The organism is Rheinheimera baltica DSM 14885, from assembly GCF_000425345.1.
Classification (GTDB): domain Bacteria; phylum Pseudomonadota; class Gammaproteobacteria; order Enterobacterales; family Alteromonadaceae; genus Alishewanella; species Alishewanella baltica.
The window spans coordinates 1-13985 of sequence record NZ_AUDG01000045.1 but is presented as its reverse complement, the minus strand read 5'-3'; the positions used below and the strand labels follow the sequence as shown (position 1 = coordinate 13985).

10 protein-coding genes and 1 pseudogene are annotated in these 13985 nt (G+C 42.0%); 5 read left to right on the top strand and 6 right to left on the bottom strand.

Annotated features, from left to right (window positions below; all coding sequences use genetic code 11):
- The first annotated feature begins 1 nt into the window (after position 1).
- Positions 2–346, top strand: a complete 345-nt coding sequence (gene dndE, locus H595_RS0114215; RefSeq protein ID WP_205623233.1) for a DNA sulfur modification protein DndE — start codon at positions 2–4, stop codon at positions 344–346.
- On the opposite strand, the gene H595_RS24785 is transcribed toward dndE, so the two are convergent.
- The 6 genes from H595_RS24785 to dptF form a co-directional block, all read right to left on the bottom strand.
- A complete protein-coding gene (locus tag H595_RS24785) occupies positions 339–818 on the bottom strand; it encodes a GIY-YIG nuclease family protein (protein ID WP_027671809.1) in 480 nt (159 codons plus the stop codon). The genes dndE and H595_RS24785 overlap by 8 nt on opposite strands.
- 5 nt (positions 819–823) lie before the next feature.
- The gene (locus tag H595_RS0114205) at positions 824–2458 is read right to left on the bottom strand and encodes an ATP-binding protein (RefSeq protein ID WP_027671808.1); all 1635 of its coding nucleotides are present in this window, start codon (positions 2456–2458) and stop codon (positions 824–826) included.
- 64 nt (positions 2459–2522) lie between these two features.
- Positions 2523–3155 (bottom strand): hypothetical protein, encoded by a 633-nt coding sequence (locus H595_RS0114200; RefSeq protein WP_027671807.1) that lies wholly within the window; start codon positions 3153–3155, stop codon positions 2523–2525.
- 75 nt (positions 3156–3230) lie between these two features.
- A complete protein-coding gene (dptH, locus tag H595_RS0114195; protein ID WP_027671806.1) occupies positions 3231–8306 on the bottom strand; it encodes a DNA phosphorothioation-dependent restriction protein DptH in 5076 nt (1691 codons plus the stop codon).
- A complete protein-coding gene (dptG, locus tag H595_RS0114190) occupies positions 8287–9597 on the bottom strand; it encodes a DNA phosphorothioation-dependent restriction protein DptG (protein ID WP_027671805.1) in 1311 nt (436 codons plus the stop codon). The genes dptH and dptG overlap by 20 nt, the downstream gene beginning before the upstream one ends.
- Positions 9598–9601: 4 nt before the next feature.
- Positions 9602–11134 (bottom strand): DNA phosphorothioation-dependent restriction protein DptF, encoded by a 1533-nt coding sequence (gene dptF / locus H595_RS0114185; RefSeq protein WP_205623232.1) that lies wholly within the window; start codon positions 11132–11134, stop codon positions 9602–9604.
- A gap of 290 nt (positions 11135–11424) precedes the next feature.
- Between dptF and H595_RS0114180 the strand changes: the two genes are divergently transcribed.
- From H595_RS0114180 to H595_RS0114160, 4 genes and pseudogenes are all read left to right on the top strand, one after another.
- Positions 11425–11607: a hypothetical protein gene (locus H595_RS0114180; protein WP_027671803.1), complete on the top strand. Its 183-nt coding sequence runs from the start codon at positions 11425–11427 to the stop codon at positions 11605–11607.
- Between the two features lie 97 nt (positions 11608–11704).
- The gene (locus tag H595_RS23875; protein WP_037054891.1) at positions 11705–12373 is read left to right on the top strand and encodes a DUF6088 family protein; all 669 of its coding nucleotides are present in this window, start codon (positions 11705–11707) and stop codon (positions 12371–12373) included.
- A gap of 532 nt (positions 12374–12905) precedes the next feature.
- Complete coding sequence (locus H595_RS22445; RefSeq protein ID WP_051219914.1) at positions 12906–13574, top strand: cold-shock protein; 669 nt, start codon at positions 12906–12908, stop codon at positions 13572–13574.
- 208 nt (positions 13575–13782) lie between these two features.
- Positions 13783–13985 (top strand): annotated as a pseudogene (locus tag H595_RS0114160) (IS4 family transposase); the annotation flags it as partial.

The window sequence follows — 13985 nt, the reverse complement described above, 5'->3', positions numbered from 1 at the left end:
TATGCAAGGCATCGACATTATTCGTTTATCAGAAAAGCAAAAGCAGCAGCTGATTATTCTTAAGCGTAAAACCGGCATTGAAAACTGGAACGTGCTCTGCCGCTGGGCGCTATGCATGTCACTGGCCGATCCAACAGTACCACCGAAGGAAGATATTCCTTCGGATAGTAATGTTGAAATGACGTGGAAGACCTTTGCAGGAGAATTTTCAAATGCTTATTTAAGCCTGCTGCAACTTTCATTTGCTAATAGCAGAGAGCAAATCTCAGGTATTTGTATAAATGCCTTCTTGAAGATTCATTTGAATAGAGGGCTGTCATACATGATGCGGTATCAAGCTATATAACGAACACAGGTGAACTATTCTCATCTCGAAAATAAAGCATTTTGTTAATAAGTCTTACTGCTATCCTATCTATATCATCCCAGTGATAAAAGTTCCTTGGAGCAGTTTTAGTCGTTTCTGATATCACAGATATATTGTTACCAAATACTAGCTTAGACAATACAATTTCGTGCAACCTATGTTCAAGAGCTTGCGTTGGAATCCTATAACCGCAGTAATGTAATTGAATGTCAGACAATTCGTTTTTACAAGAAAAGCTGTAAAATGACATTCCATTTAAATAATCTTGATTAGATAAACCTCCGAGGTGTCTTTTCAAGTTCTTACAAAAACTGCCATTACTATCTAAGTGAGAGCTCCATCGCCTGATCGGTATATTCTGGGTTTCTCCAATGTATACGACTGTCTTGGAGAAGATAAAGTAAACATGAGGCTCATAGTATGAGCCTCTAACAATGCCAGATCCACTCATGACAGTTAATCAAACAGGTCTTGATTATGTGCTGTCCAGTTTTGGAGATTCCACGAGACAACTTGGTTATACCTTTCTAACACAAGCTTAATTTCATCAAAATTCACACTACTTAAGTTTTTCTTAGTCATAACTTCCCCTACAGCGAGACAGTAAATAAAACATTCCAAAGCTTGGCGTGTGGAATCTGCCGCATTCAGATTTTTTAATACTAATTGATAGAAAGGGTGCGACTTATTAATTTGAACGACAGTTCCATACTCTATATCAAGCTTGAACTCCCACAAATTTGAGTGGCTTAAATAATCTCTGTAAACTATTTTTTTGAACTTATCTTTTGGCAAGACACTATCACCAGACAGATCTTCGGTACTATTCGTACTATATATAATTTCAACTCTTTTCTTTACTTCTTCGTTGTCTAGTTCAATAAATACGTTTGGATCTTCTTCTACGACATCAATAACTGACTCACTAGCTGAGTCACCCTCCAAATCTTCATTAAGCTCAAGTTTTGCTGTGCAGAGCTTAAATGCCTTTACAGCATTGTCTTTTGGAATTCGACATTTCAAACTTAAAATGTCTAAGAATTCATCAGGTAACTCCAGATTTTGTTTAGAAACATCAACATTCAAAAGTTCATCATGCTCCGTGGTAATATCAATTCTTCCACGCAGTGTCCTTAAATCTCTATCAACAATTCCGAGATTATCGCCCCACCGAATCAGACGATTGTTCCGATAGATGAAAAATCCAGAATTTGGCAGTGATACGTTGTATTCCTTAATTTTTGCTCTATCTTCAGCGCTAAAGCCGAGATATTTTTCCATGGATTTTTGAGGAAAAATATTTAGGTTTAGCGTAATAGCTGGTGTCCCTATCGGAGCATTTGGCAGAAAAATCTCTTCTTCTTTCAATAAACTACAAGGAGTCTTACAATCATAACTATACTCATCAAATCCTAACGAGCAATCATCCGAAAACATAATATCTTTTGGCTCGACATCATGAGATTTTCCATTAACAACGAGCTCTATATATAAACCATTTTCAGCTTTGAGAAACTCGTAATATATAACGCCCAGGCGCTCCATAAGGTTTCTTTTCAAAGTATTTACGGTGTCATAATTATTTATTGATGATATATCAACAATAGTGCCACTCCCCCCCTCCATGAAAAGTGATGTATCCCACGAAGAAGCATTCTCTACGAGAACTCCATAGTCGTCCTTTTTTTCTACTTCATTTATGTCTAATATCAAAACATCTGTATATTTGTCATTCTTTTTACTTATGACTGTAATCTTCTCACCTAAGGATAGCCCTGCACTTTTCAAACCCAGCCCGTACTTTGAAAGACTTTTAGAAGAGTAACTTACATCAGAACCAATATCTAATGCCTTTCTTATCGTTGAATTATCCATCCCAAATCCATTATCAACGATTGTGATTCTTCCAATACTGCCCTTATCTGTAAGGTTTTTATTCTCATTTACGACTATAACAATTTTTATTTTCTTTGCACCGGCTGATATAGAGTTATCTACAATATCCTCGACAGCAGCATGTGATTTATAGCCTATATTCGCAAGTCCATAGCATAGTCTTGCTGAGTTTATTTTACGTGATTCGAAGTTCATTTAAGCACCAAAATATTAATTGTCTTTGAAAGCATCGGCATCAATCAAAGGATGTATTCGCCAGTCATTTAAAATTAGTTGTTATCAGAGTTTTCTTATACTCAGCTATCTTAACTAAAATCTCATCTCTTTCATGTGTAAATAGATCTCTTTTTTCCCCGATACTTGCAATTAATTCTGAATCAGAAAGTGCATCACGAAGATCACCTCCAGCTTTGTACTTTGCTATTTTAAAAATCTGCTTTCTGAATTTTATGGTCTTTTCCCTGTAATCACTTACTTGCTCAGCAATATCATCAGCACCGAGCGAACGAAGAAAAAAGTATGATTTATAGGCAGAATTAATTTTTGGAAATACGTCATCTGTAGCATAAATCATTTTAGCATCAACGGACTCTGGAACTTCTTCGCCTTTCAGTAAAATCCCAGATTTAATAATAACCATAGAGAGATATAAGTTTAAAGCATCTGAGTATTCAAAAAACAGATCAGCCGCGCCATAAAGCCTTTCTATATCTGACTCCACAACTTTATTTCTTGCACTCTGTTTATGTTGGTCATTAAAAAACTTCCAGCTCATAAATAATGCCGCCAGAGGCGCAAAACTAACTACAAAAGTGGGCACATAGTCTATCCACGACTTTTCTGACAATGCGGCAAAAACCGCAGTTAAAACTTCTACATCAATTTCATTCATTTCAGCCCCTTACTGACACTATTAAGTCATTGAATAGCTGTCAAATAAGTTTGAACGAGGCTATTCATCAATCTACTACAACTCCCAAAAAGCTTTATCACGCATTTTTGTTAGTGTCTTTCTACCATCGATATACAAACTGTAATGCTTTTCCAGCTTACGGATGGTTTCCATTAAATTCTCTTGCTCGCCTTTATCATCGACATTAAAAATTGCCTTGATATCAGCATTGCGGATCTCAGCTACGCGGTGGATTACCCAGGTGAGGATGTACGAAGCGTAGTTATTCTCACCGGTTTTAAAGTGGGTAATATCCTGCGTGGATAGCACTACCCCTACACCGTATTCGCGACCTTCTTTCATGATCCTTCTCAAACTGGAAAAGTCTTGCGACATAAAGTTATCAGCTTCATCGACTAAGATGACCTTCGTGATTTGCCTAAAGTCGCCCTGAACAGCTGGCTTACCGTATTTCTGCATCTGGGAATAAAACAAATCCAGCGTCAATGCCACAACCAAGCTTTGCACCTCTGGCGGGTATTTCGCTAACTCTATAACGGCAATGCCATCAATGAGATCGTAGAGGCTTAGGCATTTGGTGTTATCACTTTCAAAAACCTCTAACTCATTCAGGCTTTCCAGTGCTGCAAACAATGAATCTTCCGCTGGCTCACTTTCTTCAAAAAGCGCCCACACGTCCTTGATAGTTGGAGCTGGGCGCTGCCAAGTACTTGGATCATTCTTGCTTATCCCCGCTAACTCATAAGCATCGCCGACTAGTCGTCTAAGTTTTAATTGCTGCTTAGGCCCCAGGTTAAAAGCTTTCCCCATCGTCTCAGAAAATGCCCTAGCAGTATGTACCGGCAACATCGGTGTATCACCAAATAAGCTCAGTGGATTGTATGGCAACTTATAAAGGTTGTACTTTTTAGCCTGAGTGGCATTAATAAACGCATCGTCAACATAGTCTGACTTATAATCGAAAATCAGCATGCCTATTGGCGCACTGTTTACGTTGTTATGCTGGTTGCGATACAACTGCGTAATCATCGCTTTGGTGAACTGGGTTTTACCGGTACCCATAGTGCCGATAATACCGGTGTTGGTATTCATAAAGCGGGCTGTATTGGTAGGTTCCCAATACAGCGGCTGATCAGATCTGGCGTCATTACCAAACAATACTTTCAACGGGCCGTCGCTAATTTTGGCTGGCTCTGCGCTTGACGGTTCAGTAGTAACCTCTTGTTCGGCAGCTGCAAGCGAGCTGGTTGGCTGCTCAGCAGCTTGCCTGAATTCTGTTTCAGTATGTGCCGGGTATGGCTGAGTAATAGCAACATCAGTTTGCGGTTGCAGCAAGTACTGCGCCGGCACCCTGAATAAGGTTTCACTGCTTGCACTAGCAAGCATATTCTTCAGCGGCTGGCGGATTAAATCGCCCAGCCAACCACTGGGTAATTCGATCTTCAGAATATCTTGCTCTTCGCTGTAGCAAGCATCAAAGAAGGTACCGTCTTCGACGTTCACGAACAAAAAGCCTTTTGGATAATCAGTTAATTCGCCAAGCTGATACTCGCCTTGAAGCCACCATTCGCGCTTGGCTGTTAGTTCGTCAAAGTAGTTATCGTCATACAGGTTATACAACTTGTACTTTTCTACCTGCATTAATACCTGGCGGGCAAACAAACCACGGTACAAAAGCCCTGCAAGGTCTTGCTTGCCTAGTAAGTCTTCTGTCAGGTAGCGTTTTAACTCCAGCGCTTGTAAAAAGCCTTTGCTGTGAGTTTGCCGCTTGCCAGTTTTAACCTCTACCGGTAGCAAATACAGTTTGTCGTCTTTAAAGCCGGCAAACAGTACATCATCTGATATAGGTCCCTGCTTAAAACCCTGCACAGTTCGCGAGAAATCTGACTCGTTGATTTTAAGACCTATATTTTTCGCTACCCGAATCATCTCCCCGACTGACAGCGGCACCCAGGTAATGTCGGAGTGTGCCAATAGGCAGTTAACGTACTTGTATGCACCAATAGTACCGCGCTTGGCTTTACGCTCATTGGCGTTGTCGGTAATCATTTTTAGCAGCCATTCGCCGTTGAAGGCGTTGAACTCTTCAATGTGGCCGCCTTTTTCATCGCGCTCTAATACCTTGCGGTACAAATCGGTTTGCTTGGTTAGCGTAATGGCATCGTAGTTGGTGGAATTGCTGTAGTTATCAGAATAATGAATAAGCACCACATCTTTGGATGACTCAAAAAAATCCAGCGTGACTTTAGGGTCAATAATGCAGGTCCAGATAGACGAGTCATACGAGCGTTCTAACAGGCTGCGGAAACTGTCGTTCACCGCAAGAGCGGTAGATTTGGCTTTACCATGTTGCTCATTGGCTTTGTAAGCCGGCTTCACTAGCCGATTATATTGCTGCGCCAGCTGCAAATGCGGCAGGTTGGTTGTGTCCACCCCTCTTAAACCAAAAGCGGTAAAGTAGCTGTCTTGCTTATTGGCTGCAGCTTCGCCAGCAATTAGGCCATTACACACCACACCGCTAAGCTCTTTTGCAGGGTCAACATCAGTACGCTCTACCTGTTGGTTATTACGGAAGAAGCTAATATGCGCATATTGCTGCTCGGCCACATTGGTATTTTCAAACTTGCTGTAAGTCAGCCTTGTACGCAATAGATCTACCACTAAATCAGCGTATTCTTTGGCTTTACCTTTGGTTAGCTCGTAGCGCTGCTTTAACTCTTCATGTTTGCCCATATCAGCAAAACGGTCGAACTCGTTATACATCAACTGGTCGTCGTACAAACACACATGAATATAGGGCACTTTATCTTTCAGGTCTTTAACCAGATCCACTAAACCCATAAACAAATCTGTATTGTCATGGTTGTTGACTGAGTTAATCAGCAACTTTGCTCTGGGACCACAGCTAAATAACATGCTAAAGGCCGCCTGAAATTCGGTGGCTTTTTCCAGCACCAGTTTACGCACGTAGCTAAAGCTGGTGTCTTGCTGCGGCACCAACTGCAGCCAGAAACTGTTGTCTCGCTCTGCCTGCACATAGCTAAATTCATACTTCGGGTGATACAAATAAGGCATTAACCCCTGCGGGTTTAAACGCTCTTTGGTAATACGCGGTAAATCGGCAAAGCTTTGGGCTTGTTGTTTATCTGCCAGCATTTGCTCGGCAAGGTACAAATAATACGCCAACACCATAGGGTGCAACGGCGTAACATATTCAGCGCCATCAAACTGGGCAAAACCAATTTGCATCAACTGCCTTTGCTCTTTACTCAGCACATCATTCTCAGCGATATCGGCTGTTGCTTGAGTAAAGGCATTTACCACCTGGCGTACCAGCTCGATATACTGCGCATCCCAGCCCGATAAAGACGGCAAGCATTTGCGTTTGTGCAATTCAGTCAGCAAAGCAGTATAGGATTGTGCAAGTTGCGGATACAGCTTAAAGGCAGCTGCAGTTAAGTTGCGCTCTGGCTCATCATGCCGGTACAGCAGTTGTTCGCTTACCAGCTGATGTTCCCACTGCAATATTGTTAATCGCCGGCCTTTGGGTGCGACTTCCTGATTATCGAGGATGATTTTGTTTTTGCTTTTGTTAAATACACCAAAATAACCGACATCGAATAAGCGTGGGTAACGCTCAGTATCCAGCAACAGTGGCAAACTCAGTGCGTCTGAGGCTACAGCCCCCTCGACTTCAAAATCCAGGTTGTAGCTATTGGTTTTAACAGTAAAACCAATCTCGGCCGATTCGTTCGCCATGATTTCAAAATCTATTACGCCAATGTCAGCGCAAGCGAAAACCTGCCCTGGTTGCTCAAGCTCTGCAGTCGTCGAATAATCAGAGATCCGCAGCTGATTTTCGTCAGTCTGCAGCAATAATTTTTTCTGTTTTACCTGCACCAAAAAATTATGCGCTATGTTTTCCAGCGGGAAATCGGATGCCGGTAAGATCACAATTTTAAAGCTGTAGCGCTCACCGGTGTTCTCACGATTTAAGCGGATAAAACAAAACACTGGTGCGGTAATATCGTTACAGCTAAATTTTACCCTGCTGCGCTTTCCGCCAGCATTATTGATGCCTGACAGCTTAATTTTGTCCTCAGAAGCGTCTTTAATTTCTATTTGATCTTTTTCAACCGCATCACCGATAAACACCAGCTCAAAGTCAGCGTTTATCTCGCCTTGATGCAATGCCAAAATTAAATGCCGCTCGCGCTTGCCGGCTTTGGTAGCGGCTTTATCTCTGCCGGTTAGATCGACTGTTAGACCAGACTCTTCGGTTTCAAGGCTCAAACCAGCTTTGCGGTTTTTCTTTTGCTCTTCAAAACACGCGCCCAGCTCCAGTGTTTCACGCCACTTTCCGGGTTCAGTGAAGTGCTCTTCGATAAACTTTTCACCAAAATCCAGTTCGCCAAGTTTTTCAACTAACTCTCCTGGGAAGCGCTCGGTAATTTGAGCTATACGGTCGTGCAGCCGCTGATTTTCTTCCAGCCGTTTTTGAATTTGCTCTTTCTGATTTTCATAACGTTTTAAATCGCTGTCTTGTAACAGGTCTAATTCATCAAACCTGAGATCGCCGTCTAAAATTGCGCCATAAAGCTTATTGAAACCGAAAGCGGTGCCGCCATTATCTACAATTTGCTCATATACCAAATCGAGCAAGGTTTCAGACACAGTACGCTGCTTATCCAGTGGGTTAATTAAGGTTTTTAACTGTTCTTTTAACGTAAAGGGGTGCCAAACTTTACCCGGCTGAGCTAAGTCTTCCGCAGAATTAATCAGAGTATCTAACATGCTGTTGTGCACAATGAGCAATGCTGACTGAGAAAAATCACCTTGTTGGCTGGCCACCATATCGCGTAAACGTGAAATATAGTTTTCGCTAAAACCTTGCTCATTGTCAGCGTGCAGCACTGGAATTAGCTTTACTGCACCTATTTGGATAAACGGCAGCTCTGTTGCAATGTCTATAAGGCTAGCCGTTTTATGTGCTAACAATGCATCTATTAATAAACGGCTGTTGTGGCCATCCGGCGACTTAAATTGATAGCGAAAACCGGCTTTGAGTTCACTTTGGCAACGGCTGATTAATTGCTCAACCAAAAAGCTCTCAAACTGTTTTTCTGACATATACTGCGTCTCCACTATCACTCATGCGCTCTACATTGCCGATGCGCTCATAAAATTGCACAATTTCAGCCTGACTTTGTTTATCAAAAAACACACCGCGCTGATTAAAGCGTTTAATTAATTCGTTCAATCGCAATGATTCATTACTGCCAATAACCAGATTGGTTAGCAGTAACAGATAATCCTGGTTCATCACCAATACCGAACCTGCCGCGCCGCGCTGCTGGATAAAGTCGGCACATAAGTGCTTTATCGTCGCTTTAGCAAAATTACTGTTGATGTCGTCTTTGTCTTTATTGCCGGTTTTAAACTGATCACGAGATAACTGCAGCACCTGCCGCAAAGCCGAAATGCTGTCTGGCTGTGCATTGACCTGCACTTTTATTAGTTGCCGCTCGTCTTTAAAATTCTGAGCAAAATCATTCAACATCGCGGTAGCGGGCTCAAAGTTGCGGATGCTTTCTGCTAGCAGCCATAATGGACGGACTTCATCACGCCCTGCTTGCAGCATTTCAGCCATCGTTAAATAAGGGAAAATTCGTAGTACATGGTTGTACAACTGCTGATAACCCGACTCTTTTAACTGCTTTCGCTCCGCACTGGCTTTTTCGGTGTCGAGTATCAAATAGTTCGGACAGGGCTTCGGTTCGCCTTCAGACCAGTTAATCAGGTTATGCGCCAGCTGACTGGTGTACAAAAAGCCATATAAACGTAAAAAGTCCTGAAAGCTGTCCAACAGATACCGCGGCTTAGAACCCAGAAAGGCCAAATCATCTTTAAAACATTGTGCCAAAAAAGGTAAATAAGGTTGCTCTTTAAACACCCGCTTTTTCATTTTGGCTTCAGGTTTCAGGGCTTTATTCTCAAGCACGTCGAACAAGATTTGCTCAACAAAATTTAACCGCATGGGCGACAAATTAAGTAAGGTCTTGCCCCCCAGCAAATTAACGAACATGTCACCAATACGCTGGTTATGCTTATTGTCTTCGGCCTCTTCAGAGCGAAACAGCAGAAACTCAGGTGCAATCTTTAATACATCTGAGCTGTCAAAATACATCGCCTTCAACACCGGCCAAAAGGCATCATCATCCAATCGCTGTTTTAACTCTTGCTCACATAGCGCCTGAAAGTCAGCCAAATTCTCTACCGCCAACTGCTTGCGATAGACCTCTGAAATCACATTGCCAAGAATGCTGTCCCAATCCAGCTCTTTACGCTCATCTTTGGTTCTGAGTGGGAAAAACGTATTCAGGCGATTTTTTGAAACTTCCAATTTTGTGCTTAAATTCACCTGTCTAGCCTCCACTTACTTCAAGTTCACTGCCATTGCCTTCGGCGTTATATAGCCGGTAACGGCTTGAGCCTCGCAGTATGTAGAGCGTTTTAGCTTTACTGGCGATGTCGTGTAGCTCTTCAACCAGTTCATCAAGTAACACCACAGCATTTTTATCATGCTTATTTGGCTGATAACCTTCGCAAATGCGGTATAACAAGCCAAGTAAGTTGATGTTAACCGCCATTTTCAGCAACGGTTGCTCATCAACTTTAAGGCAAGCATGAAAATAACCGACATGCTCGGATTCAGTAGCTGCTTCCATCTTAATAGCAGCATTGTCCTGCTTCACATCAACCTGAGCTGCAATATGAAAACCGCCGCGTGTAGTGAGCAACAATTCATCTTTGCCTAACTGCGGTGCATTGCGGTTGTTATATTTACTGATGGCTGTAAGTAGCACTTCGCGGTAAAACTGCTTTAATTCTTGCTTAGCTTCAGCGTGTTCAGGAGTGTTGTGCAGCCGCCAAATAGTGGCGTATTTATCCAGCAGGCTATCATTAAAATCAGCTTTAAACCGATGGTGATAGTTGTTGCCAATATCTTCATGCTGCAGCAAATAGAACAAGCGGATATTGCTTTCTGGCGAGCGTAACTTTCTGAAGTCAAAGCCCTTAGCTTTTAATGCCAGCTTAAATTCTTCAAACTCTGAATCTTCAATGTTGAGTTTGTGACTTAACACAAATTGGTCAATCAATTTTGTGCGCAACAGCGCTGGGTCAAAATCAGCAATCTTGGCGACAATCTCACTTTCACTGCAGGTAAACAAATTTTCAGACAAGTAGTTGTCACCTGAGAATAAATGATAAACAAAATCAAGCAGTGCCCGTGCAGTTAAGAACTGGTCTTTCATCAACCTGGCTTTAAACAGCGACTCAACGACTATGCGTTGTACGGACGGAAGAGACAGCAATTCATAATTCTGACACAGCACACCGTCAGCCTCCGCCAGTGCCCGTTCTTTATCGAAATACTGACGAATAATATTGTCGTCTTGAGCTGTAACACGCTGTAGAAGTTGCTCAGTAAATTTTGAACTGTAGCGGTGTGATTCCAACTTAAATTTGGGGTATTGCTCAAAATCAAGAAAAACGAATTCATTATTAAATGGGCGTTTTTGCAGGAAGCCTTTTATTGCCTGCTTTATTTTATCGTTTGCGCCTTCTTCCGAATAATTGCCCAGCATACCGGTATTAATGCCAACAACCAGTGCCTTACTGCCCGACTCGTAATCTGCAAACACTTGGTCAAGTCGTTCAATCGCGGTTTCTTTTGGACTAAAGCTGTGAGTAGCATCAAGGTGAAAATGCGCTTTGTGCTGATACTGCTTAGAATAACGGGTAAGTATTTCGGACTTACCATCACCACTACTGCCGCATAAAAAGATGATTTTTTTATCGCCGAAACTGAGTGATTTTAAATGATTGTGAAAGTCAGCCTCGATGTCTGTTGCAACATACAAGTAGTCTTTAACAGCATCTAGGCTGTTTGCCAACGCAAGCTCACGTTCTGTTTTAACTGCATAAGGTGAGGATTTAGAAAGTACTCCGAGAACTTCTCTAAGCCGCATATATTTAACTACCTTGTTGATTTAAGCGGCTTTGTTACCGCTCCTTGGTAAACAATCTGAAAATACTTTACCACAATAGAAACAATGGGCAATCGATAAAGATTTGATATTTCAGCTACATTAAACTGCTTTACACCGTTCTTTGTTGAAGTGCCCCCACCAAATCCCCCACTTCATCTCAGACTTCGTTATACTCCCCAGCTTTGGACGCTACTATGGCCAACGATACCGATTACACCCTGCTGGTACCCACCCGTAGCAACCACTTTAATACCTGCTTTTACTGCGGTTGTATTGCCGCTACGCATGATTATGCGCCGCCGCAACAGTATCTGGATTTTTACCTGGCAACACGCGAGGCCAGTGAGTTTTTACAGGTGCCTGCTTGCAATGCATAAGCCAGACACGTCAAAGCGCAAAACGGCTTGCCAGCCCCCTATTTTAGTTGCTACTCTGTCCGAAATAACCACTATTTTTTCGGACAAGGCTTAACCTATGATCGCGCCTGAACCTCTTGAAAAAACTATACTCAGCCGAATATATGGCCATAGAAGGGGTTGGGCATTTTCTAAAAAAGATTTTAGTGACATTGGCGAGGCTGGCAGCATTGATCGGGCGTTAAGCCGCATGGCCGAAAAAGGTGTGATTCGCCGTGTGATTCGCGGGCTATATGACTATCCCGCGTACAGCAAATTACTGAAAAAAAACCTAAGCCCGGATATTGATCAGGTAGCCCATGCTCTGGCCCGTAAGTTTGGCTGGCAAATTCAAATATCCGGCAATGCGGCGTTAAATGTGATGGGCTTATCCACTCAGGTGCCCACGCAATACCTGTATTTAAGTGATGGCCCCAGCAAAACCTATGAAGTAGGTAATATTGCCATTGAGTTTAAAAAAACACGCTTTACCCAGCTGGGTTTAAAGTACAAAGCGAATGAAATACTGGTGCAAGCCATACAAGCCTTGGGCGATCGCACGTTAAGGCAGGATGAAACACAAAAAATCATTCAATATTTGGTAAGTACCAGTGGCCTGAAAGACGTGGCAGAAAACGGTGAGCTGAATGAGATGCTGATTAACCGGGTTTTAAAAGACACCCAATATGTCACCAGTTGGATTGTGAGTAATATTCGTCAGGTGTTGTTAAACAAGGAGGCTCCATGAAAGCCGTTGCCCAATTGAGCGAACAAGAGCGCAAAGAACTTTTTAGCGAAACGGCCACCGCCATGGGTATCACCTCCGCCGCAGCTGAGAAAGACTTTTGGATATGCAGGAACTTTAGGGTCAGGTCTTGCCTTTTGCCTTTTCTGACAGCAGGTTGATTGTGGAAAAAGCCAAGACCTGACCCCGCTGGTGTACTGACAGCAGGTTGATTGTGGAAAAAGCCAAGACCTGACCCCGCTGGTGTAACTATAACGGACAACAAATAAGCATCAATAAGGATAACCACAGCAACAAAGATATGTAAATTAATTGTTCCTTAAAAAAACAAATTCCATTAGCATCAGTCATACCAAAAATTAAGCGAACCGGGCCGTTCAACAGGCGTTTAGCCGTCACTGAACAGTGACGCCGGATAAAATGCTAAAGCGTTAGCGCTAATTGGTAGCCATCTCAAAGTTGGACCGTAAAGACTAGCTAATTTTACATAGTATTATATTATGATTTCATAATAATTTTTTATAAGGTTATTGTTTTGAAAGGGAAAGTCGCTTCCTATGTTGAAAGCAAAAAATTCGGCTTTATTAATGGAGAAGATAATCAAAGTTATTTCCTTCATAGCTCAGCTTTAATTCAGCAATTCGACCAGGAAAAGTTAGTTGTTGGTGCTAAGGTCGATTTCGATCCTGTGCCGACACCAAAAGGGTTAACCGCTAAAAAAGTTACAATTTTGCCAACTTTCTCAAAAAAGCAGCTGGTACCATTTTTTACAACTAAGCAAGCTGAGCCTAAGCGTGGATTTATTGAAAAGAAGCTTTTTATAAGCACCTGCTTCTATAGAGACATAAATGTTGCGAAACAGAAATTCTTAAATCTTGCTAATGAAGCAGGCTGTAATGCAATACTTGAGCAAGATATTGAAAAAACAACCTTTCAAGATGGAAATTATCTTTATACTGTGCATGCTTGCAGAGGTTATTTTTCAGTTGTCACAGAGCAAGCCGTTTGCGATGACGTGCTTGCATCTAAGATAGCAGAATTTTCTATTGAAAATGCTATTAATACGTTTCAGGAAAAATTTGCAATAGTTCACGCTAGAGAGTCTGCGGCTAGAGCCAACCAATTTAAAGAAAGTGAAAGTCATGGTTGTCTGTTTATATTTTTGATTGGCTTTGTGCTCTTTATCTTTTTTTTGATGAGTTGAAGTTCATACAGGTAATAGTTTGTTCTGTTTTTATATCCAAGCGATTGTGTTGAATAGCATTTGGCTGGTTTATATTTCTAATATTAGGGTTAGAACCTGAGGTATCCCCACAAAATTATTAGCTAAAACAAAAAGATGAACTCAGAAGGAACATTCATGGCGTTCGGTGATCAGATCAATCGCCAAACATCACTGAGACCAAACAGCCATGAATGTTCGTACTATCTTGACCAATATCGTTTCATTTGTCACACCCAAAATGCATGCAACCAGACAAAAAGCAGTGATTGATTGCGTGCAAAGCCTGGCAAACGGCAGTGCCGCTACCGTCACCAGCATTGGCCGGGGTATTCACTCTAATGCCTATGAAAAACATAACATTAAGCGGGCTGACAGGCTGCTGTCCAATAC